Below are 22,812 nucleotides of genomic sequence, written 5' to 3'. Positions count from 1 at the left end.
TAATTTGTTTGTTTTATGTATGCATAAAGTTTATTCATGCATTTTTGATAAGGGCGTGAGGGAAAAGAAGGGAAAAACCTGTTCAAAAGCTGCACTTTTCAACAATTTTCACAAACTGTGGCGAGTATCAAATTATATCCCGCCCCAAAACACAGCCCCCTTTTTGCACATTATTTGATCCGACACGGACTCCCACCAGGGGCGCTTCGGGTAAAAGTAAACCATCAGGAAGTTGTACCGAGGAAGCTGGATGACCACGGAAATCGATCACAATACCCAGCGAGGCATTACGCGGCTCTGTATTCAGTGCGGCCTTTTTCTGCTTCAGCATGGTGCGGAAAGCGCACTGGTTGATGAGCTGGCCTCACGCTTAGGGCGCGCGCTGGGGATGGACAGCGTCGAAATCGCCATTTCGCCGAATGCCATTGTTTTATCAACAATTAAGGACGGAAAATGCATCACATCGACACGTAAAAATGCCGATCGCGGCATCAACATGCACGTCGTCACGGAGATTCAGCACATCGTCATCATGGCAGAGCACAAACTGCTGGATGCGCGCGATGTCGCCAAACGTTTCTCACAAATCAAGCCGCTACGCTATCCGCGCTGGTTAGTGGTAATGATGGTCGGCCTCTCGTGCGCCTGTTTCTGCAAACTCAACAACGGCGGCTGGGATGGCGCATTCGTCACGCTCTGCGCCAGCACTATTGCGATGTATATTCGCCAGGTCCTCACTCACCGCGCGATGCACCCGCAAATCAATTTCTGTATTACCGCCTTCGCCGCGACGACCGTCTCCGGCCTGCTGTTACGCCTGCCTACGTTCAGCCAAACGTCCACCGTCGCGATGGCGGCCAGCGTACTGCTGCTGGTGCCGGGCTTCCCGCTCATTAATGCCGTGGCCGACATGTTTAAAGGCCACATCAATACCGGGCTGGCACGCTGGGCCATTGCCAGCCTGCTGACGCTCGCCACCTGCGTGGGTGTGGTGATGGCGATGACCGTATGGGGGCTGCGCGGATGGGTATAGTCGATTTTATAGTGGCGCTGGTTCAGGACATCATTCTCTCATCCGTTCCGGCAGTCGGTTTTGCAATGGTGTTCAACGTGCCGCATCGGGCACTTCCATGGTGCGCGCTGCTGGGCGCGATTGGCCACAGCTCACGTTTTGTGATGATGACCGCCGGGTTTAACATTGAGTGGGCAACATTCCTTGCCGCTATTCTGGTGGGCAGCATCGGCATTCGCTGGTCGCGCTGGTACCTGGCGCACCCGAAGATCTTTACCGTCGCCGCTGTCATCCCCATGTTCCCCGGAATATCAGCCTACACTGCGATGATTTCGGCGGTAAAAATCAGCCACTTAGGTTATACCGAAGAGATGATGATTGCGCTTATCAGCAACTTTCTTAAAGCATCATCGATTGTCGGCGCGCTCTCTATCGGTTTATCAATTCCTGGGTTGTGGCTGTATCGCAAACGTCCGCGAGTCTGATTCTCTACCCAACGGCAGTCAGGATTAAGGCTGCCGTCCCTTTCATGCACTGTGCTACTATATGCACATTAACCTGCGGGGGTCCCGCAGCCTTCCTGTTATTTTCTGTATTGAGATAGTGTTATGTCTTCTCGTATTTTGACGCCGAACGTGATTGGTATTGACGCCTTTGTCGCCGATCCTGCTGCCATCCTTGCTAAAACAGAAGGTGGTGCACTGGCCGTATTTGCTAACAATGCGCCCGCGTTCTACGCCATCACACCGGAACGGCTGGCACACCTGTTAGCGCTGGAAGAAAAACTCGCTCGTCCGGGCAGCGATGTGGCGCTGGATACGCAGTTCTTCGAAGAGCCTGCGCCTATGCCTGTCGCCGTGCCGATGGGCAAATTTGCCATGTACGCAGGCTGGCAGCCGGATGCCGAATTTTTGCGGCTTTCCGCGTTGTGGGGAATTGCCCTCAGCGAGCCGGTCACGCCGGAAGAACTGGCCTCATTTGTCGCTTACTGGCAGGCAGAAGGGAAAGTGTTCCATCACGTACAGTGGCAGCAAAAACTGGCGCGTAGCGTGCAAATGGGCCGCGCGAGCAATAACGGCCAGCCAAAGCGCGATCTGAACAGCGTTTCCGAACCCGATAATCATATTCCCCCTGGTTTCAGAGGATGAGCATGAAAAATGTTGGCGATTTAATGCAACGCCTGCAAAAGATGATGCCGGCGAACGTCAAGCCCGCCTTCACTACCGGTGAAGAGCTGCTGGCCTGGCAAAAAGAGCAGGGAAAAATCCGCGCCGCTGCGCTGGAGCGGGAAAACCGCGCCATGAAAATGCAGCGCACATTTAACCGCTCGGGCATTCGCCCGCTGCACCAGAACTGCTCGTTCGACAATTATCGCGTGGAAAACGAAGGCCAGATGAACGCGCTGTCAAAAGCGCGTCAGTACGTGGAAGAGTTCGATGGCAACATTGCCAGTTTTATCTTCTCCGGCAAGCCTGGTACCGGGAAAAACCATCTGGCGGCGGCCATTTGCAATGAACTGCTCCTTCGCGGGAAATCGGTGCTGATCATCACCGTTGCCGACATTATGTCAGCCATGAAGGATACCTTCAGCAATCGGGAAACCAGCGAAGAGCAATTGCTGAACGATCTCAGCCAGGTCGACCTGCTGGTGATCGACGAAATCGGTGTGCAAACGGAGTCGCGCTACGAGAAAGTGATCATCAACCAGATTGTCGATCGTCGCTCTTCTTCCAAACGCCCTACTGGTATGCTCACCAACAGCAATATGGATGAGATGAATAAATTGCTGGGGGAACGCGTGATGGACCGTATGCGCCTCGGCAACAGCCTGTGGGTCATCTTTAACTGGGACAGCTATCGCAGCCGGGTTACCGGCAAAGAGTATTGAGATAAATCTTAGTCGCTACCGGGAGTATACTGGCGGCCTAATACATTCATTGCATGAATAGAGTGCTTCTCATGAAAACGACCAAATCCCTGTTATGTGGTGCCATCCTCGCGGGCGCCTTCTTCGCAACGGCGGCCAACGCTAATTCCCTGACCGACACCCTGAGCAGCGCAGCCAGCCAGTTGGGCGGCCAGAGCAGCAGCCAGCAGAGCGGTACATCTCTCTCCTCATTAACCAGCCTCCTGAATGGCGGTTCGCAGTCTCTGAGCGCCAGCACAATGAATAACGCCGCGGGCATTATGGGTTACTGTGCAAAAGAGAAAATCACCTCTGTTGCCAACGTCGATAACATCAAATCTCAGGTGCTGGACAAACTGGGTCTGGACACTGCCGCTGAGCAGAAAAAAGACACCAGCTATATGGACGGCATCCAGGGCCTGCTGAATGCAAAAGATGGCCAGCAACTGAATCTTGAAAGCCTGGGCAATACCGATCTGGGTAAAAAAGTGAAAGCCAAAGCCTGCGATCTGGTACTGAAACAGGGTGTGAACTTCCTCTCCTGATCCCGCTGAACGTGCGGGTGAGCGCCACTTCGCTTATCCGCACACTGCAACATCCGTCTTACTCCTCATGCACAAAAATTCCCTTCTTCGACGATAAAATCGGCTATTTATAAACCAATTCTGAACAACAGCACACTTTGATGACGCTAGAATTGCAGCAATACGACCGCATGATTACATTATGCTGTTCAAATTTTATCTGGCCAGAAAACTGGCGCTGTTGAGGATACGTAGTGTCAGAGTTGCTCTCCCTTGCTCTTTTTCTTGCTTCCGTGGCGATTTATGCCCTGAAGGCAGGCCGCAATACGTGGTGGTTCGCCGCTACGCTAATTGTTTTGGGATTTTTTGTCATACTCAACATTACGCTCTATGCCAGCGACTATTTCACCGGCGATGGCATCAATGACGCAGTGCTTTACACGCTCACCAACAGCCTGACCGGCGCGGGTGTAAGTAAATACATTCTGCCAGGTATCGGCCTGGTGCTGGGGTTAGTTGCCGTATTCGGCACGCTTGGCTGGCTGTTGCGTCGCCGTCGTCACCATCCGCATCATTTTGGTTACAGCCTGCTGGCGTTAGTGCTGGCAGTGGGCTCCGTTGATGCCAGCCCGGCCTTTCGCCAGATTAGCGAACTGGTCAAATCCCAGTCGCGCGATGGCGATCCTGATTTCTCTATCTATTACAAAGAGCCGGCCAAAAGTATTCCGCAGCCAAAGCTGAACCTCGTTTATATCTACGGTGAAAGCCTGGAGCGCACCTATTTTGATAACCACGCGTTTCCGGATCTCACACCAGAGCTTGGCGCGCTGAAAGATAACAGCATCGATTTCAGCCACACCATGCAGCTGCCGGGCACCGACTACACCATTGCCGGGATGGTCGCTTCACAATGCGGCATTCCGCTATTCGCCCCGTTTGAAGGCAACGCGTCGGCCTCCCTCTCCAGCTTCTTCCCGCAGAATATCTGCCTTGGCGATATCCTGAAAAACTCCGGTTATGAAAACTATTTCGTGCAGGGCGCGAACCTGCGTTTCGCCGGCAAAGATGTCTTCCTGAAGTCACACGGTTTCGACCATCTCTACGGCTCCGAAGAGCTGAAAGCGACCGTCGACGACCCGAACTACCGCAATGACTGGGGCTTCTACGACGACACGGTGCTGGACGAAGCGTGGAAAAAATTCGAAACCCTCTCTAAAGAGGGCAAACGTTTCTCGCTGTTTACCCTGACCGTCGACACGCATCACCCGGATGGTTTTATCTCACGCAGTTGCTCGCGTAAAAGCTATGAAATGGGCGGTAAAGCCAATCAATCCTTCAGCGCCGTCAGCTGTAGCCAGCAGAATATTGCGGAATTCATTAACAGAATCAAAGCGTCGCCGTACTTTAAAAACACGGTGATCGTGGTGTCCTCCGATCATCTGGCGATGAACAATACCGCCTGGGATTACCTCAACAAACAGGATCGCAACAACCTGTTCTTCGTTCTGCGCGGCGATCAGCCTCAGCAGGAAGTGATGGCGCAAAAGCGTAACACCATGGATAACGGCGCAACGGTGCTCGATATTCTGGGTGGTGATAATTTCATCGGACTTGGGCGCAGCAGCCTCTCGGGCGAATCGCTGTCGACCATTTTCCTCAATATGAAAGAGAAAGTGCTGGCGTGGAAACCCGATATCATCCGCCTGTGGAATTTCCCAAAAGAGATGAAAGAGTTCACTATCGATTCGCAGAAAAACATGATTGCCTTCTCCGGTAGCCATTTCCGCCTGCCGCTGCTGCTACGCGTGTCGGATAAACGCGTTGAACCTCTGCCGGAAAGCGAATACTCGGCACCGTTACGGTATCAGTTAGCTGATTTTGCCCCGCGCGATAACTTTGTCTGGATCGACCGCTGCTACAAAATGGGTCAGCTTTGGGCGCCAGAATTCGCGCTCTCCACCGACTGGTGCGTCTCGCAAGGGCAGCTCGGCGGCGAACAAAAAGTACAGCACGTCGATAAAGCGCAGTGGAAAGGCAAAACCGCGTTCAAAGACACGGTTATCGACATGACACGCTACAACGGCAACGTCGACACCCTGAAAGTCGTGGATAACGATATTCGCTACAAAGCCGACAGTTTCGTTTTCAACGTCGCCGGTGCACCGGAAGAGGTGAAGCAGTTTAGCGGCATTTCACGTCCGGAAAGCTGGGGACGCTGGTCTAACGCCCAACTGGGCAATGAAGTGAAAATTGAGTATCAGCATCCACTGCCGAAGAAATTTGATTTGGTGATCACTGCCAAAGCCTTCGGACAGAACGCGGATAAACCTATCCCGGTTCGCGTGGGTAATTCGGAGCAAACGCTGATGCTGGGCCACGAGGTGACGACCACAACCCTGCACTTCGATAACCCGACGCAGGCCAGCACGCTGGTGATTGTCCCACCCGCGCCTGAGTCTACAAACGAAGGGAATATTCTCGGCCACTCCCCACGTCAACTGGGGATTGGGATGGTGGAGATTAAGGTGGTTGAGGCGCAGGGATAATCCCCTCACCCCGCCCTCTCCCGCAGGGAGAGGGAGAAAACCGCACAGACCTCATCACTGGCACCATCGGTTCCCCCTCACCCCGCCCTCTCCCTCAGGGAGAGGGAGAAAACCGCACATACCTCACCACTGGCACCATCGGTCCCCTCTCACCCCGCCCTCTCCCTCAGGGAGAGGGAGAAAACCGCACAAACCTCACCACTGGCACCATCGGCCCCTCTCCCTGTGGGAGAGGGTTAGGGTGAGGGGTGAGGGCCTTAAAACGTCTCCCAGTTTTCCCCGGCATCCGTCGCCGCAGCTTTACGTTGCACCGGCTTCACCGTCACCACACGCTCTTCCAGTTTCTCCTGAAGCGCTTTTTCCTGCTGAATGTGGAACACGGCCACCGCCTGTGTCAATCTGCTGGCCTGTTCTTCCAGCGCAGCAGCCGCAGCGGCGGATTCTTCTACCAGTGAGGCGTTCTGCTGGGTGACGCGGTCCATCTCGGACACCGCCAGCCCGACCTGGTCGATACCCCGGCTCTGCTCATCAGACGCAGAGGCAATCTCGCCCATAATGTCGGTCACACGGGTTACCGCATTGACTATCTCATCCATGGTTTCCCCTGCGCTTTCCACCAGCGTGGAACCGAGATCAACACGGCTAACAGAGTCTTCAATCAGGCTCTTAATTTCGCGGGCGGCCTGCGCGCTGCGCTGGGCCAGATTACGCACTTCTCCCGCCACTACCGCAAAACCGCGCCCCTGCTCGCCGGCACGCGCCGCTTCGACCGCCGCGTTGAGCGCCAGAATGTTAGTCTGGAAGGCAATACCGTCGATTACGCTGATAATATCGGCAATCTTCTGCGAACTGGCAGTAATGTCACGCATGGTTTGCACCACGTTATCCACCACTTTACCGCCTTTCTGCGCCGTCTCCGACGCGCTCAGCGCAAGGTTACTCGCCTGACGTGCGTTCTCGGCGTTCTGCTTCACCGTCGCGGTCAGCTCTTCCATGCTGGCAGCGGTCTCTTCCAGCGAAGCGGCCTGCTGTTCAGTACGGGAAGAGAGATCGTTATTGCCCATCGCGATCTCGCTCGCGCCGCTATAAATCGCATCCGCGCCGTTGCGCACTTCACCGACGGTGCGCGCCAGTTCACCCTGCATATGACGCAAGGTACTGGCCAGTTGCCCCATTTCGTTGCGACCTTCCACGTCAATGCGACGAACAAGATCGCCTCCCGCTATGTGGCGGATGCTTTCAATCAGGCTTTGCAGCGGCAGAATCAGGGTTTTGCGGATGCCAAACCAGACAATCGCAATCGCCAGCAATACGGCAATCATGACGCCGGCCAAAATCCACATCGCCTGATCGTACGAACGGTTGTTATCGGCGACGGCCAAATCGTATAAACGATCGTTCTGTTGCAGATAATCGACATACGCCTGCTCAAATCTGTCCTGATAGCCCTGGGTAGGTTGGTCGAAGAAGTCGTTGATTTTTCCTGCGCTCAGCAGTTGAATCAGTTCTGCCAGCGCACCGTGGTAGATGTCATAGTTGCGTTTGATTTCCAGCGCCGCCGACTCGCTCTGACGCGGGTCACGCGGCATCGCTTCGTACTCGGCCCAACGCTTTTCCGCATCGCTTAGCGATTTCTGCGCGACCTGCATCAGTTCCGCCACCGTCGCGCCGCTGCCGATATTGTTCTGATCCATCATGTAGCGGATCCCGGCGCGGTTTAAGGTATTACGGGTTTGCAGCAAAGCCACCCAGCTGCCGTTGAGGCCAGACTGCTGCTGGCGAACGGTTTGTAGAACGGTGAAGTTTTCCTTGTCGTTTTTGAGCGCGTTGAAGAACAGCCCGCCCGACGTGAGTTGTAAGAGTCCAAATAACACCAAAACCAGCACTAAGCTGGTCACGATCTTGATACGTTTTAACATGCTTTCTCTTCCTCCTGGCGAATTACGGTTTTCGGCCTGGAAAGAGAAAACTTTAAGAAAAGGTGCAACCCTGAATTGCCGGATGGCGGCTACGCCTTATCCGGCCTACGGTTTGGCGCAATGTTTAAATCAGGCACTGTGCCGTTGCCGGATGCGGCTGCGCCTTATCCGGCCTACTTTTCGCACAGTGTTTAAATCAGGCGCTTAACGCGCGGATATCATCGTAAAGCGATTGTGTTATCTCAACGCCCTGCTTTTCACTGTTCAGCCGCGATAAATAACGACGCTCGCCCGGTAACCGCGCACCCTGCGCCTGCATACCGCTGAATAACGTTTCTGCCCGCGCCAGGTGTGCACTGGCATCCTCGCCAAGGAAGCGCGTCGGGTCCAACGCCAGAATTAATTCGCCACCGTACGGCAGGCCGCCCGCGCCGTTATCCCACGCCAGAGATTCCGCGCTGGTCATGTCGCCAATCAGTGGCCCGGCGAGCAGCTCAACCATGGCCGCCAGCGCAGAACCTTTATGCCCACCAAAGGTAAGCATCGCGCCTTCAAGCACCGCCTGTGGATCGGTGGTGGGATTACCCTCGCTGTCGATCCCCCACCCTTCAGGAATCGCTTTCCCCGCACGATGATGCAGTTGGATCTCCCCACGCGCCGCCGCGCTGGTCGCCATATCAAAAATAAACGGATGCTTTTCGCCACGCGGCCAACCAAAGGCTATCGGGTTAGTACCAAAAAGCGGCTGCGTGCCACCCGCCGGTGCAACCCAGGCATGGCTTGGCGTAGTCGCCAGCGCCACCAGCCCGGCATCGGTCAGCGGTTCTACGTCGGCAAACAAGGCGGAGAAGTGTACACAGCGATTGATCGCCAGCGCCGCAATCCCACACTGACGCGTTTTCTCAATCAACAGCGGCAGCGCTTGCTCAAAGGCCAGCAGCGAATACGCGCCATGCGCATCCGCTTTGACAATCGCCGGAGCCTGAGAAATCACCGTGGGCTGCGCATCGGCTGACACCTTTCCTTTACGCAACGTGTCGACAATACCCAATAATCGCCACAGGCCGTGCGACGCGCAGCCGTCACGTTCACCGGCGGTAACGTTTTGCGCAATCACCGCCGCATGTTGTTCACTGAATCCATTACTGCTGAGCGCGTGATACGCCAGCGCGTAAGCCTCATACAGAGAGAGGTTTACTGTTTCCATGAAAAGCTCCTTTATGATTTTCATCTCCAATAACGTTGACCGGAGACGGCAGGGTTAGTTAACCGTATATTAATTTTCACATAACAACAATGATACAACCGTTTTCACCAAACAGATAAAAAACATATACACCGCTTATAAATTAGAATAAATCACCATATAAAAGCTAAATGTATTTATAAATATCTTTATATGCCCTCTCAAGGGTAGGCTTTTTCTCATTCTTCTCCGAGCCGGCGATAATGTCATCGCGGGCCAGAACGGGTGTGAAAATGATGATGACCGCATTAACTCTGGCAGAACCCCGCTATCAGGTCCGGGTTCTGAGTAACAATTATTTCTTTTGGCTGGGCGTGAAAAACCTGGTACGTCAGCAGGGAAAACCAACCGCTGATATTCAGTGGGTAAAAGAGAACAACGACGGCCAGCAGCGTTTACTGTGCCAGGAAATTTATGCCACTCCGATTGCGCAAAAGTGGCTGGTCTTTACGGAAAGTGAGCAGGTAGACAACCTGAGCGTGATGCTGCCGGATGATCGGGTGAACATTCTTTCCGATCGTCTGCCAATGACGGAGCTGCAAGAACAGCTGAAAAATCCCACATTCAGCCGCCGCCGCCGCGATAAACAACTCACCCGCTCTGAAGCGCGCGTTTGCTCGTTGATCCGTCAGGGCTTTACGCTGGTGCGGATTGCGCAAATCCTCAATAAGTCGCCGAAAACGATTTATACCCACAAGCGCAATGCGATGGACAAATTCCACTGCGATACGCTGGTAGAATTCAACCGCAAAATGAATCTTATGGAACAACAGGCCCTGTATAACTAATGTGCAGGCAGTGATCATCGCTGGGATCAATATTATAGGTAACATAACGACCTATAATTTAAGCTAATATAAAGGCACTTTGCCCTTGGCTCTCTCGATTCCGGACGCGCTTACCGCACATGAAATATCTGCTCGCTGACGCGATCATCTATGACAACGAAGATGGCTCGCTCTCCCTGAAGGGAGAAGAGAGCGACGAGCATCAGACGCTGACCAGTACCGCAAACTACATCTTCAGTTTATTAATTACCCATCATGGCATGGTGGTTGATCGCGAGACATTTTTGCAAGATGTGTGGGATGAGCGCGGTTTAACAGGCTCCAATAACTCGCTTAATCAGTACATTAGCATCTTGCGCAAACTGCTGGATAACATGGCGCCCGGCACCACGTTTATTATTACCGTTCCGAAAACAGGTTTTATGCTGAATGCCGAGATAAGTGTGCAACCGCTCAGCCGTGAAAGCGCGCCCGCGCTTCCCGCGCCGGAACGTGCGCCGCGTTCCCGCCCGACATTAGCCATTTGGTTAGCCATTGCCACGATGATCGTCGCGGCCATTTGCGGCAGTTATCTCTCGCAAAAACAGTCGCCGTTAGTAACCGGTCGTTATTTACTGACCCAGATCGATGGTTGCCCGGTTTATACCTTCACGCCTATTGCCGACGTTTTCCAGAAGCAGGCCGTGGCGCTAACTCGTCAAATCAAAGAAAACAGCGGCTTATCCTGCCTGGAAAATTCCGTATTCTATGTGCATATACAGAACACGCTGTTTTATGGGGATAGAGGCCGACTGGTGCTATCGCAGTGCTCACGCTCAAGTCAAAACACCAGCACCTGTAGCACCAATTACTTTTATGAGTGGTGACAGATGAAGTCCCGTACTCTGCTAATCATTGTCTTTTTATTCACGAACATCGCACTGATAGCCGCGACAATATGGTGGCTGAATAAGCCTGAACCGCTGGCGTTTACCTGTCAGGGGCAACTCAACTTCAAGGAAAGCCGCGACAATAACCCGTTTAATTTTGACGGCCAGATTGTGATGCACTTTAATCCGGACGGCAGCGGCTATTTCATCATGACCGGAAGCCTGATGGCGAACGAGAAGACGCATACCGTCTCGCGGCAGGAGAATTTCAGCTGGCGTAATCTGCACGATAGTTTGTACGAAATTCACATTCAGAACATCGAACGTTTTAGCCACGATCGCGTACCGGATAAAATTTTCGAAGCCTACACCGCCGGTATTCTGCTGGGCCAGAAGCGCTTACTCAGCATCCAGCGCACGCCGGAACACGCCACTATCATCGGCAATTTCTACTCACCGCTTTTGCTGTGTGCTAACTAGTTTTTGTCGTCCGTATTGTCGCTCTGGCGCAAACTGCCCAGCGCGATAAACTCCCCCAGCAGCGCGGTAAGCTGCTGCATTTTCTCCGGCGTGAACTCATTTTCAATCAGCCGATAGGCTTCTTCTACCTGCGTTTGCGCGCGCGCGTATAGCGCCTGTCCTTCTTTGGTCAGCGACACAAACAGCTTGCGCTGGTCGTTAACCGGCTTTAAGCGCAGCACCAGACCATCGCGTTCCATTCGCGTCAAAATACCGGTCAGGCTCGGGCGCAAAATGCAGGCGCGAAACGCCAGATCGTGAAAATCCATCGATGGGTTCTCCGCCAGAATGCGCACGATACGCCACTGCTGCTCGGTCAAATTATGCTGTTTAACGATGGGACGAAAGTAGCTCATCGCCGCTTCGCGCGCCTGCAACAACGCGATTGTCAAAGATTCGTGCATCGTGCTTCCCCAGAGTACTCAAAATATCATTAATAACGAAACAATTAGCAAACACGGCGTTGTTCGGCAACCGGTTTCTTTGTTTTGTCGTCTACACAAAATGAAAGATTTCACTTAATACATTGATTTTATTATTTTTATAAAAATTAACTGTAAATATATTGTTAATTTCATCACAAATATTTCACTTATTTTTGCCAAACGACGCGATCAGGAATAAAAGAGATCATTAACATATTAATGAAAATGAAACTCACCGGATTAGTCCTGAGGAGAGGTCAATGAAAGGCACCGTCTTCGCCGTCGCCCTGAACCACCGCAGCCAGATTGACGCCTGGCACAACGCGTTCCAGCAATCGCCCTATAAAACACCGCCCAAAACCGCCGTCTGGTTTATCAAACCGCGTAACACCGTGAGTGGCGCGGGAGAGCCCATTCCTTTCCCACAGGGCGAAACGGTACAAAGCGGCGCAACCGTAGCGCTGATTGTCGGCAAAACAGCAACCAAAGTGCGCGAAGAGGACGCCGCAGAGTACATCGCGGGATACGCGCTGGCGAATGAGGTCAGCCTGCCGGAAGAGAGCTTCTACCGTCCGGCGATCAAAGCGAAATGCCGTGATGGCTTCTGTCCGATAGGCGAAACGGTAGCGCTGAAAAATGTCGATAACCTGACAATTATTACCGAAATAAACGGTCGCGAAGCGGATAGCTGGAACACCGCCGATTTACAACGTAACGCCGCACAGTTGCTGAGCGCCCTGAGCGAATTTGCCACGCTGAACCCAGGCGATGCCATTCTGCTCGGCACGCCACAGGCACGCGTGGAAATACAGCCAGGCGATCGCGTTCGTGTTCTCGCAGAAGGTTTCCCGCCGCTGGAAAACCCGGTAGTGGACGAACGTGAAGTGACCACGCGCAAGAGCTTCCCAACGCAGCCACACCCGCACGGCACGCTGTTTGCCCTCGGCCTGAACTACGCCGACCACGCCAGCGAACTGGAATTTAAACCACCGGAAGAACCGCTGGTGTTCCTGAAAGCGCCGAATACCCTCACTGGCGATAACCAGACCTCCGTGCGCCCGAACAATATTGAATACATGCACTACGAAGCGGAGCTGGTGGTGGTGATTGGCAAGCAGGCGCGTTACGTCAGCGAAGCCGATGCTATGGATTATGTCGCGGGCTACACCGTGTGTAACGACTACGCCATTCGCGACTATCTGGAAAACTACTACCGCCCTAACCTGCGGGTAAAAAGCCGCGACGGACTGACGCCGATGCTTTCAACCATCGTGCCGAAAGAGGCGATCCCGGACCCGCATAATCTGACCCTTCGCACCTTCGTCAACGGCGAGTTACGCCAGCAAGGCACCACCGCCGATCTGATCTTCAGCGTGCCCTTCCTGATCGCCTACTTAAGCGAATTTATGACCCTGAATCCGGGCGACATGATCGCCACCGGCACACCAAAAGGCTTATCTGACGTGGTGCCTGGCGATGAAGTAGTGGTGGAAGTAGAAGGCGTGGGCCGCCTGGTGAACCGAATTGTGAGTGAGGATACAGCGAAATGAAAAAAGTAAATCATTGGATAAACGGCAAAAATGTAGCAGGTAACGACTACTTCCAGACCACTAATCCAGCAACGGGTGAAGTGCTGGCGGATGTGGCCTCTGGCGGTGAAGCGGAGATCAATCAGGCGGTAGCGGCAGCGAAAGAGGCGTTCCCGAAATGGGCCAATCTGCCGATGAAAGAGCGTGCGCGCCTGATGCGCCGTCTGGGCTCATTGATCGACCAGAACGTGCCGGAGATCGCCGCGATGGAAACCGCTGACACGGGCCTGCCGATCCATCAGACCAAAAATGTGTTGATCCCACGCGCTTCTCACAACTTTGAATTTTTCGCGGAAGTCTGCCAGCAGATGAACGGCAAAACCTATCCGGTTGATGACAAGATGCTCAACTACACACTGGTGCAGCCGGTGGGCGTTTGTGCGCTGGTGTCACCGTGGAACGTGCCATTTATGACCGCCACCTGGAAGGTCGCGCCGTGTCTGGCGCTGGGCAATACCGCAGTGCTGAAAATGTCGGAACTCTCCCCGCTGACCGCTGACCGCCTGGGTGAGCTGGCGCTGGAAGCCGGTATTCCGGCGGGCGTGCTGAACGTGGTACAGGGCTACGGAGCAACCGCAGGCGATGCACTGGTCCGTCATCATGACGTACGTGCCGTGTCGTTCACCGGCGGTACGGCCACCGGGCGCAACATAATGAAAAACGCCGGGCTGAAAAAATACTCCATGGAACTGGGCGGTAAATCGCCGGTGCTGATTTTTGAAGATGCCGATATTGAGCGCGCGCTGGACGCCGCCCTGTTCACCATCTTCTCGATCAACGGCGAACGCTGCACCGCCGGTTCGCGCATCTTTATTCAGCAAAGCATCTACCCGGAATTCGTTAAACGCTTTGCCGAACGCGCCAACCGTCTGCGCGTGGGCGATCCGAACGATCCCAACACCCAGGTTGGGGCGCTTATCAGCCAGCAACACTGGGATAAAGTTTCCGGCTATATCCGTCTCGGCATTGAAGAAGGCGCAACCCTGCTGGCGGGCGGCCCGGATAAACCGTCTGACCTGCCTGCACACCTGAAAGGCGGCAACTTCCTGCGCCCAACGGTGCTGGCAGACGTTGATAACCGTATGCGCGTGGCGCAGGAAGAGATCTTCGGGCCGGTCGCCTGTCTGCTGCCGTTCAAAGATGAAGCCGAAGGCTTACGCCTGGCGAATGACGTGGAGTACGGCCTGGCATCGTACATCTGGACGCAGGATGTCAGCAAAGTGTTACGCCTGGCGCGTGGCATTGAAGCAGGCATGGTGTTCGTCAACACCCAGAACGTGCGCGACCTGCGCCAGCCGTTTGGCGGCGTAAAAGCCTCCGGCACCGGGCGCGAAGGCGGTGAGTACAGCTTCGAAGTGTTCGCGGAAATGAAGAACGTCTGCATTTCCATGGGCGACCATCCCATTCCGAAATGGGGAGTCTGATATGGGTAAGTTAGCATTAGCAGCAAAAATCACGCACGTACCGTCGATGTATCTCTCTGAACTGCCGGGGAAAAACCACGGCTGCCGCCAGGGCGCGATCGACGGGCATAAAGAGATCAGCAAGCGTTGCCGGGAAATGGGCGTCGATACCATTATCGTTTTCGATACCCACTGGCTGGTGAACAGTGCTTATCACATCAACTGTGCAGACCATTTTGAAGGCGTCTACACCAGTAACGAGCTGCCGCATTTTATCCGCGATATGACCTACAACTACGAGGGCAACCCGGAGTTAGGACAGCTGATTGCTGATGAAGCATTAAAACTCGGCGTGCGGGCAAAAGCGCACAACATTCCCAGTCTGAAACTGGAATACGGCACGCTGGTGCCAATGCGTTACATGAATGAAGACAAGCACTTCAAAGTGGTCTCCATCTCCGCATTCTGTACCGTCCATGATTTTGCCGACAGCCGCAAGCTGGGCGAAGCGATTCTGAAAGCGATCGAACAGTACGACGGCACCGTGGCGGTCCTGGCCAGCGGTTCGTTATCGCACCGCTTTATTGACGATCAGCGTGCGGAAGAAGGGATGAACAGCTACACCCGCGAGTTCGACCGCCAGATGGACGAGCGCGTGGTCAAGCTGTGGCGCGAAGGCCAGTTCAAAGAGTTCTGCAATATGCTGCCGGAGTATGCCAACTACTGCTACGGCGAAGGCAATATGCACGACACGGTGATGCTGCTGGGGATGCTTGGCTGGGATAAATACGACGGCAAAGTCGAATTCATCACCGAGCTGTTCCCAAGCTCTGGCACCGGTCAGGTTAACGCTGTTTTCCCGCTCCCCGCGTAAGGAATTGCTATGCCGCACTTTATCGTTGAATGCAGTGACAACATCCGCGAAGAAGCCGACCTGCCGGGGTTGTTTGCCAAAGTGAACCCGGCGCTGGCGGCCACGGGGATTTTTCCGCTGGCGGGTATTCGCAGCCGCGTGCACTGGGTCGATACCTGGCAGATGGCCGACGGGCAACACGATTACGCCTTCGTACATATGACGCTGAAAATCGGTGCGGGACGCAGTCTGGAAAGCCGTCAGCAGGCGGGTGAAATGCTGTTTGCATTGATTAAAACGCATTTCGCCACCCTGATGGAGAGCCGCCTGCTGGCGTTGTCGTTTGAGATTGAAGAGTTACACCCGACGTTGAATTTTAAACAAAACAACGTGCACGCGTTGTTTAAGTAAGGTGCAGGTTGCCCGGTGGCGCTGCGCTTACCGGGCCTACAAAACCCAAAACCGTACACCGTAGGCCGGATAAGGCGCAGCCGCCATCCGGCAATGCCACAGGATATCGCTATGTTCGATAAACACACCCACACCCTGATCGCCCAGCGCCTGGATCAGGCAGAAAAACAGCGCGAACAGATCCGCGCGATCTCCCTCGATTACCCGGAGATCACCATCGAAGACGCCTACGCAGTACAGCGCGAATGGGTCCGCCTGAAAATTGCCGAAGGTCGCACGCTGAAAGGCCACAAAATCGGCCTGACCTCGAAAGCGATGCAGGCCAGCTCGCAGATCAGCGAACCCGACTACGGTGCCCTGCTGGATGACATGTTCTTCCACGATGGCAGCGATATCCCGACCGATCGCTTTATCGTGCCGCGCATCGAAGTGGAGCTGGCTTTCGTGCTGGCAAAACCGCTGCGTGGGCCAAACTGCACGCTGTTCGACGTTTACAACGCCACGGACTATGTGATCCCGGCGTTGGAGTTGATCGACGCTCGCTGCCACAACATCGATCCAGAAACCCAGCGCCCGCGCAAAGTGTTCGACACTATTTCCGATAACGCCGCCAATGCCGGGGTGATCCTCGGCGGTCGTCCTATCAAACCTGACGAACTGGATCTGCGTTGGATCTCCGCCCTGATGTATCGCAATGGCGTGATTGAAGAAACCGGCGTCGCTGCTGGTGTGCTAAATCATCCGGCAAACGGCGTGGCCTGGCTGGCGAACAAACTCGCACCGTATGACGTACAACTGGAAGCCGGACAAATCATTCTCGGCGGCTCGTTCACCCGACCGGTTCCGGCGCGTAAAGGCGACACCTTTCACGTCGATTACGGCAACATGGGTTCCATTAGCTGCCGCTTTGTTTAAGGAGAGAACGATGGAAAACACCTTTAAAGCGGCGCTGAAAGCAGGCCGACCACAGATCGGATTATGGCTGGGGCTGAGCAGCAGCTACAGCGCAGAGTTACTGGCCGGCGCGGGGTTCGACTGGTTGTTGATCGACGGTGAACACGCGCCGAACAACGTGCAAACAGTGCTCACCCAGCTGCAGGCGATCGCGCCCTATCCCAGTCAACCGGTAGTGCGCCCGTCGTGGAACGATCCGGTGCAAATCAAACAACTGCTGGACGTCGGCACACAAACCTTGCTGGTACCGATGGTACAAAACGCCGACGAAGCCCGTGAAGCGGTACGCGCCACCCGTTATCCCCCCGCCGGTATTCGCGGGGTGGGCAGTGCGCTGGCGCGCGCCTCGCGCTGGAATCGCATTCCTGATTACCTGCAAAAAGCCAACGACCAAATGTGCGTGCTGGTGCAGATCGAAACGCGTGAGGCAATGAAGAACCTACCGCAGATTCTGGACGTGGAAGGTGTCGACGGCGTGTTTATCGGCCCGGCGGATCTGAGCGCCGATATGGGTTATGCCGGTAATCCGCAGCACCCGGAAGTGCAGGCCGCGATTGAACAGGCGATCGTGCAGATCCGTGAAGCGGGCAAAGCGCCGGGGATCCTGATCGCCAATGAGCAACTGGCAAAACGCTATCTGGAACTGGGCGCGCTGTTTGTCGCCGTCGGCGTTGACACCACCCTGCTCGCCCGCGCCGCCGAAGCACTGGCAGCACGGTTTGGCGCGCAGGCCACGACCGTGAAGCCCGGCGTGTATTAATGCCGGATGCGCTGCGCTTATCCGGCCTACACGCGCACCAAACCGTAGGCCGGATAAGGCAACGCCGCATCCGGCAAAAAACCGTTGTCGTACCCTACAAAAATCCCCTTAGAGGAATAGCCATGAGCGACACATCATCTGCACTGCCAACCCCTGCGGACGCACATAAATCGCTGACGGCAGGCCAGCAGGCGGTCATCAATAAACTCTTCCGTCGCCTGATCGTTTTTCTGTTCGTGCTGTTTATCTTTTCGTTTCTCGATCGCATCAACATCGGTTTTGCCGGGCTAACGATGGGGCGCGATCTCGGCCTGAGCGCCACGATGTTCGGTCTCGCGACGACGCTCTTTTACGCCGCCTACGTGATTTTCGGCATTCCGAGCAACATCATGCTGGGGATTGTCGGCGCGCGACGTTGGATCGCCACTATCATGGTGCTGTGGGGTATTGCCTCCACCGCGACGATGTTCGCCACCGGCCCCACCAGCCTGTATGTGTTGCGTATTCTGGTCGGCATCACCGAAGCCGGCTTTCTGCCGGGCATTCTGCTTTATCTCACCTACTGGTTCCCGGCCTATTTCCGCGCCCGCGCGAACGCCTTATTTATGGTGGCAATGCCGGTGACAACCGCCCTCGGTTCCATCGTCTCCGGTTATATTCTGGCCCTGGACGGTGTGATGTCGCTGAAGGGCTGGCAGTGGTTGTTTTTGCTGGAAGGCTTCCCGTCGCTGCTGTTGGGAATCATGGTGTGGTTCTATCTTGATGATTCCCCGGACAAAGCCAAATGGCTGACCGATGAGGATAAAAAAAATCTTCAGCAGATGATGGATAACGATCGCCTGACGCTGGTTCAGCCGGAAGGCGCAATCAGCCACCATGCAGCACAGCAGCGTAACCTGTGGCGCGAGATCTTCACGCCGATCGTGCTGATGTACACCCTCGCCTACTTCTGCCTGACCAACACCTTAAGCGCCATCAGCATCTGGACACCGCAGATCCTGCAAAGCTTCAATCAGGCCAGCAGCAACATCACCATCGGGCTGCTCGCCGCCGTACCGCAGATTTGCACCATTCTGGGTATGATCTACTGGAGCCGTCATTCCGATAAACATCAGGAGCGTAAACACCACACCGCCCTGCCATTCCTGTTTGCCGCCGTGGGCTGGCTGCTGGCATCCGCCACCGATCATAACCTGATCCAGCTTTTAGGGATCGTGATGGCCTCTACCGGATCGTTTAGCGCGATGGCCATTTTCTGGACCACGCCGGATCAGTCGATCAGCCTGCGCGCCAGGGCTATCGGTATCGCGGTGATCAACGCCACCGGCAATATTGGATCGGCGCTGAGTCCGTTTATGATCGGCTGGCTGAAAGATGTGACCGGCAGCTTTAACAGCGGCCTGTGGTTTGTGGCAGCGTTGCTGGTTATTGGAGCTGCCATCATATGGGCAATCCCAATGAAATCGTCACGCCCGCGCGCGACACCGTAAGGAGCAGGCATGTGCGAGAACCCTATCTACAACATCGATATCAGCACCGAATACGATGAAAGCCTGGGTACGGATGATGTGCATTATCAGTCGTTTGCGCGGATGGCGGCCTTTTTTGGCCGCGATATGCAGGCTCATCGCCACGAGCACTATTTCCAGATGCATTTCCTGCTGACCGGGCAGATCGAGCTACAGCTTGACGATCATCGCTACTCGGTGGAAGCACCACTGTTTGTGCTGACGCCACCGTCGGTGCCGCACGCGTTTATCACCGAATCAGACGCTGACGGGCATGTGCTGACGGTGCATGAGGATTTGATCTGGCCGCTGCTGGAGGTGCTTTATCCCGGCACGCGGGAAACCTTCGGCCTGCCGGGGATCTGCCTGTCGCTGGCGGATAAACCCGATGAACTGGCGGCGCTGGAACATTACTGGCGACTGATCGAACGGGAGTCGCTTGAGCAACTGCCGGGGCGCGAACATACGCTCACGCTTCTGGCGCAGGCGGTGTTTACTCTGCTGCTGCGTAACGCCCGGCTCGACGACCATGCCGCCAGCGGAATGCGTGGCGAGTTAAAACTGTTCCAGCGCTTCAACCTGATGATTGACAGCCACTTCCACCAGCACTGGACGGTGCCAGATTACGCCAGCGAGCTGCACATTACCGAATCCAGGCTCACCGACATCTGCCGCCGCTTCGCCAACCGCCCGCCAAAGCGGCTAATTTTCGACAGGCAACTGCGCGAGGCCAAACGATTACTGCTTTTCTCCGACAGTGCGGTGAATAACATCGCCTGGCAACTGGGGTTTAAAGATCCGGCCTACTTCGCCCGTTTTTTCAATCGGTTGGTGGGGTGCTCGCCCAGCGTTTACCGGGCAAGGAAAGTGCCGGTGTCGTGAGGCTTGCCCCTCACCCCGGCCCTCTCCCGCAGGGAGAGGGTGAAAAACGCACTCACATACATACCGGGCACAATCGGTCCCCTCTCCCAGCGGGAGAGGGTTAGGGTGAGGGCCCGATCACAAAACCCTCACCTCCCCGAAAAGTACCCGCCATTGACCCAAAAGTCTCTTCACGAATACCGGTCTAACCGCTTCAATTAAACAACAAAAACAAAACACAAATTTAACATTAAAGCCAGTAGCGCCCATTGGCGCTGGTTTTCCATCCGACTACAAAAAGAGAGTCTGAATATGAAACCTGAAGATTTCCGCGCCAGTACCCAGCGTCCATTTACCGGTGAAGAGTACCTGAAGAGTTTGCAGGATGGCCGTGAAATATACATCTACGGCGAGCGTGTGAAAGATGTCACCACCCATCCGGCATTCCGTAACGCGGCGGCGTCCGTCGCGCAACTGTACGACGCGCTACACAAACCGGAAATGCAGGATTCCCTGTGCTGGAACACCGACACCGGCAGCGGCGGCTATACCCACAAATTCTTCCGTGTGGCGAAAAGCCCGGACGATCTGCGCCAGCAGCGCGACGCCATCGCGGAGTGGTCTCGCCTGAGCTACGGCTGGATGGGTCGCACGCCGGATTACAAAGCCGCTTTCGGCTGCGCGCTGGGCGCAAACCCAGGCTTCTACGGCCAGTTCGAACAGAACGCCCGCAACTGGTACACCCGCATTCAGGAAACCGGCCTGTACTTCAACCACGCTATCGTTAACCCGCCGATCGATCGCCATTTACCGACCGATCAAGTGAAGGACGTGTACATCAAGCTGGAAAAAGAGACCGATGCCGGGATCGTGGTCAGCGGCGCAAAAGTGGTTGCGACTAACTCAGCCCTGACCCACTACAACATGATTGGCTTCGGCTCAGCACAGGTGATGGGCGAAAACCCGGACTTCGCGCTGATGTTCGTCGCGCCGATGGATGCCGATGGCGTGAAGCTGATTTCCCGCGCGTCCTATGAAATGGTCGCGGGCGCAACCGGCTCCCCGTACGACTACCCGCTCTCCAGCCGTTTCGATGAGAACGATGCGATCCTGGTGATGGATAACGTGCTGATCCCATGGGAGAACGTACTGATCTACCGTGATTTCGATCGCTGCCGTCGCTGGACCATGGAAGGCGGCTTCGCCCGTATGTATCCGTTGCAGGCCTGTGTGCGTCTGGCGGTGAAGCTCGACTTTATTACCGCGCTGCTGAAAAAATCCCTCGAATGCACCGGCACCCTGGAGTTCCGTGGCGTTCAGGCAGATCTTGGTGAAGTGGTGGCCTGGCGCAATACCTTCTGGGCGCTGAGTGATTCCATGTGTTCGGAAGCGACACCGTGGGTGAATGGCGCCTATCTGCCGGATCACGCTGCCCTGCAAACCTACCGCGTCATGGCCCCGATGGCCTACGCGAAGATCAAAAACATCATCGAACGCAACGTCACCAGCGGGCTGATCTACCTGCCGTCGAGCGCGCGTGATCTGAATAACCCGCAGATCGACCAGTACCTGGCGAAATACGTGCGCGGATCGAACGGCATGGATCACGTCCAGCGCATCAAGATCCTCAAACTGATGTGGGATGCCATCGGCAGCGAATTCGGCGGGCGTCATGAGCTTTACGAGATCAACTACTCCGGCAGCCAGGATGAGATTCGCCTGCAATGTCTGCGTCAGGCGCAAACCTCCGGCAACATGGACAAAATGATGGCAATGGTTGACCGCTGCCTTTCCGAGTACGACCAACACGGCTGGACCGTGCCGCACCTGCACAACAACGCTGATATCAACATGTTAGACAAGCTGCTGAAGTAATGCAGCGGGAGACCACCATGCAAGTAGATGAACAACGTTTGCGCTTTCGCGATGCGATGTCCAGCCTGTCGGCGGCGGTGAATATCGTCACCACCGAAGGCGAGGCGGGTCGCTGCGGGATCACCGCCACCGCAGTATGCTCGGTAACCGATACGCCGCCCTCGGTGATGGTGTGTATCAATGCCAACAGCGCCATGAACCCGGTATTCCAGGGCAACGGTAAGCTATGTATTAACGTGCTTAACCACGAACAGGAACTGATGGCGCGCCACTTCGCCGGGATGACAGGGATGGAGATGGAAGAACGCTTTACCCTCTCCTGCTGGCAAAAAGGGCCGCTGGCGCAACCGGTGCTGAAGGGCGCGCTGGCAAGCCTGGAAGGTGAGATTAGCCAGGTGCAGACCATCGGCACGCATCTGGTGTATCTGGTGGAGATTAAGAACATTATCCTCAGCGATGAGGGGCATGGACTGATTTACTTCAAGCGCCGTTTCCATCCGGTGATGATGGAGATGGAGGTGGCGGTTTAAAACCGACACCCTCACCCTAACCCTCTCCCTGAGGGAGAGGGAACCGACCGCGCCCGGGTTTGAGTTCTGCGCGGGTTTTCTCCCTCTCCCTCAGGGAGAGGGCGGGGTGAGGGTGTCGGCGTACAATTACACTGTGATCTCAATCACATATTCCCCAGCCGCTCACTTCTTACCCAACCGCTCGCCCTGACACACAACCGCTTAACTCCCCATACAACCACTCACGACTTTACCCAACTTTACGCGCGTGAATCTCTGGCAAGATGCTCATCAGCATAGCAGTCATACCTCCTCACTCATTTAACACAAAACCC

The 22,812-nt window shown here is 55.1% G+C and carries 22 protein-coding genes; 19 read left to right on the top strand and 3 right to left on the bottom strand.

Translation table 11 applies throughout. The features are described 5' to 3' along the window. Positions 1-250 precede the first annotated feature (250 nt). From F0Q32_RS10225 to opgB, 6 genes are all read left to right on the top strand, one after another. Complete coding sequence (locus F0Q32_RS10225) at positions 251-1,033, top strand: threonine/serine exporter ThrE family protein (protein ID WP_149462972.1); 783 nt, start codon at positions 251-253, stop codon at positions 1,031-1,033. Further along, positions 1,024-1,497 (top strand): threonine/serine exporter, encoded by a 474-nt coding sequence (locus tag F0Q32_RS10220; RefSeq protein WP_149462971.1) that lies wholly within the window; start codon positions 1,024-1,026, stop codon positions 1,495-1,497. Before F0Q32_RS10225 ends, F0Q32_RS10220 begins: the two co-directional genes overlap by 10 nt. A 123-nt stretch (positions 1,498-1,620) precedes the next feature. Beyond that, on the top strand, positions 1,621-2,160 hold the full coding sequence (gene dnaT / locus F0Q32_RS10215; RefSeq protein ID WP_149462970.1) for a primosomal protein DnaT: 540 nt from the start codon (positions 1,621-1,623) through the stop codon (positions 2,158-2,160). Between the two features lie 2 nt (positions 2,161-2,162). Continuing rightward, the gene (gene dnaC / locus F0Q32_RS10210; RefSeq protein ID WP_015966046.1) at positions 2,163-2,900 is read left to right on the top strand and encodes a DNA replication protein DnaC; all 738 of its coding nucleotides are present in this window, start codon (positions 2,163-2,165) and stop codon (positions 2,898-2,900) included. A 71-nt stretch (positions 2,901-2,971) separates the two neighbouring features. After that, positions 2,972-3,463: a DUF2501 domain-containing protein gene (locus tag F0Q32_RS10205; RefSeq protein WP_149462969.1), complete on the top strand. Its 492-nt coding sequence runs from the start codon at positions 2,972-2,974 to the stop codon at positions 3,461-3,463. A 233-nt stretch (positions 3,464-3,696) separates the two neighbouring features. Continuing rightward, positions 3,697-5,988, top strand: a complete 2,292-nt coding sequence (opgB, locus tag F0Q32_RS10200) for a phosphatidylglycerol--membrane-oligosaccharide glycerophosphotransferase (RefSeq protein WP_149462968.1) — start codon at positions 3,697-3,699, stop codon at positions 5,986-5,988. Positions 5,989-6,245: 257 nt separating this feature from the next. Here opgB and tsr read toward each other — a convergent pair whose 3' ends face one another. Beyond that, the gene (gene tsr, locus F0Q32_RS10195) at positions 6,246-7,907 is read right to left on the bottom strand and encodes a methyl-accepting chemotaxis protein (protein ID WP_149462967.1); all 1,662 of its coding nucleotides are present in this window, start codon (positions 7,905-7,907) and stop codon (positions 6,246-6,248) included. 196 nt (positions 7,908-8,103) lie between these two features. Beyond that, a complete protein-coding gene (locus F0Q32_RS10190; protein ID WP_149462966.1) occupies positions 8,104-9,114 on the bottom strand; it encodes an Ldh family oxidoreductase in 1,011 nt (336 codons plus the stop codon). Between the two features lie 278 nt (positions 9,115-9,392). On the opposite strand from F0Q32_RS10190, the gene F0Q32_RS10185 reads away from it, so the two are divergent. From F0Q32_RS10185 to F0Q32_RS10175, 3 genes are all read left to right on the top strand, one after another. After that, entirely contained in the window at positions 9,393-9,941 is a 549-nt protein-coding gene (locus F0Q32_RS10185) for a helix-turn-helix transcriptional regulator (RefSeq protein ID WP_188016847.1), read from the top strand. 119 nt (positions 9,942-10,060) lie between these two features. Then, complete coding sequence (locus F0Q32_RS10180; protein WP_149462964.1) at positions 10,061-10,807, top strand: winged helix-turn-helix domain-containing protein; 747 nt, start codon at positions 10,061-10,063, stop codon at positions 10,805-10,807. Between the two features lie 3 nt (positions 10,808-10,810). Then, positions 10,811-11,290 (top strand): FidL-like protein, encoded by a 480-nt coding sequence (locus tag F0Q32_RS10175; RefSeq protein WP_149462963.1) that lies wholly within the window; start codon positions 10,811-10,813, stop codon positions 11,288-11,290. Here the strand turns inward: F0Q32_RS10175 and hpaR are convergent. Next, positions 11,287-11,733, bottom strand: a complete 447-nt coding sequence (gene hpaR, locus F0Q32_RS10170) for a homoprotocatechuate degradation operon regulator HpaR (RefSeq protein WP_149462962.1) — start codon at positions 11,731-11,733, stop codon at positions 11,287-11,289. The two genes, F0Q32_RS10175 and hpaR, sit on opposite strands and share 4 nt — an antisense overlap. A gap of 281 nt (positions 11,734-12,014) precedes the next feature. Here hpaR and hpaG point away from each other — a divergent pair, with 281 nt between their 5' ends. From hpaG to F0Q32_RS10120, 10 genes are all read left to right on the top strand, one after another. Next, positions 12,015-13,304 carry a 4-hydroxyphenylacetate degradation bifunctional isomerase/decarboxylase gene (hpaG, locus tag F0Q32_RS10165; RefSeq protein WP_149462961.1) on the top strand — a complete coding sequence of 430 codons (1,290 nt, stop codon included), beginning with the start codon at positions 12,015-12,017 and terminating at the stop codon, positions 13,302-13,304. Further along, positions 13,301-14,767 carry a 5-carboxymethyl-2-hydroxymuconate semialdehyde dehydrogenase gene (gene hpaE, locus F0Q32_RS10160; RefSeq protein ID WP_104920091.1) on the top strand — a complete coding sequence of 489 codons (1,467 nt, stop codon included), beginning with the start codon at positions 13,301-13,303 and terminating at the stop codon, positions 14,765-14,767. The genes hpaG and hpaE overlap by 4 nt, the downstream gene beginning before the upstream one ends. A gap of 1 nt (position 14,768) precedes the next feature. After that, entirely contained in the window at positions 14,769-15,620 is an 852-nt protein-coding gene (hpaD, locus tag F0Q32_RS10155; protein ID WP_149462960.1) for a 3,4-dihydroxyphenylacetate 2,3-dioxygenase, read from the top strand. 9 nt (positions 15,621-15,629) lie between these two features. Next, entirely contained in the window at positions 15,630-16,010 is a 381-nt protein-coding gene (locus F0Q32_RS10150) for a 5-carboxymethyl-2-hydroxymuconate Delta-isomerase (protein ID WP_149462959.1), read from the top strand. 111 nt (positions 16,011-16,121) lie between these two features. Continuing rightward, positions 16,122-16,925: a 2-oxo-hept-4-ene-1,7-dioate hydratase gene (gene hpaH, locus F0Q32_RS10145; RefSeq protein ID WP_000459750.1), complete on the top strand. Its 804-nt coding sequence runs from the start codon at positions 16,122-16,124 to the stop codon at positions 16,923-16,925. Between the two features lie 10 nt (positions 16,926-16,935). Next, positions 16,936-17,724: a 4-hydroxy-2-oxoheptanedioate aldolase gene (gene hpaI, locus F0Q32_RS10140; protein ID WP_000432048.1), complete on the top strand. Its 789-nt coding sequence runs from the start codon at positions 16,936-16,938 to the stop codon at positions 17,722-17,724. 122 nt (positions 17,725-17,846) lie between these two features. Further along, positions 17,847-19,214: a 4-hydroxyphenylacetate permease gene (gene hpaX / locus F0Q32_RS10135; RefSeq protein WP_149462958.1), complete on the top strand. Its 1,368-nt coding sequence runs from the start codon at positions 17,847-17,849 to the stop codon at positions 19,212-19,214. A 9-nt stretch (positions 19,215-19,223) separates the two neighbouring features. Then, positions 19,224-20,114 carry a 4-hydroxyphenylacetate catabolism regulatory protein HpaA gene (gene hpaA, locus F0Q32_RS10130; RefSeq protein ID WP_149462957.1) on the top strand — a complete coding sequence of 297 codons (891 nt, stop codon included), beginning with the start codon at positions 19,224-19,226 and terminating at the stop codon, positions 20,112-20,114. Between the two features lie 291 nt (positions 20,115-20,405). Beyond that, on the top strand, positions 20,406-21,968 hold the full coding sequence (hpaB, locus tag F0Q32_RS10125) for a 4-hydroxyphenylacetate 3-monooxygenase, oxygenase component (protein ID WP_108475420.1): 1,563 nt from the start codon (positions 20,406-20,408) through the stop codon (positions 21,966-21,968). 17 nt (positions 21,969-21,985) lie between these two features. Next, the gene (locus F0Q32_RS10120) at positions 21,986-22,498 is read left to right on the top strand and encodes a 4-hydroxyphenylacetate 3-monooxygenase reductase subunit (protein ID WP_149462956.1); all 513 of its coding nucleotides are present in this window, start codon (positions 21,986-21,988) and stop codon (positions 22,496-22,498) included. Positions 22,499-22,812 lie beyond the last annotated feature (314 nt).

It is taken from the genome of Pseudocitrobacter sp. 73, from assembly GCF_008369545.1.
Lineage (GTDB): Bacteria > Pseudomonadota > Gammaproteobacteria > Enterobacterales > Enterobacteriaceae > Pseudocitrobacter > Pseudocitrobacter vendiensis.
This window is presented reverse-complemented; position numbering and strand designations above follow the sequence as displayed.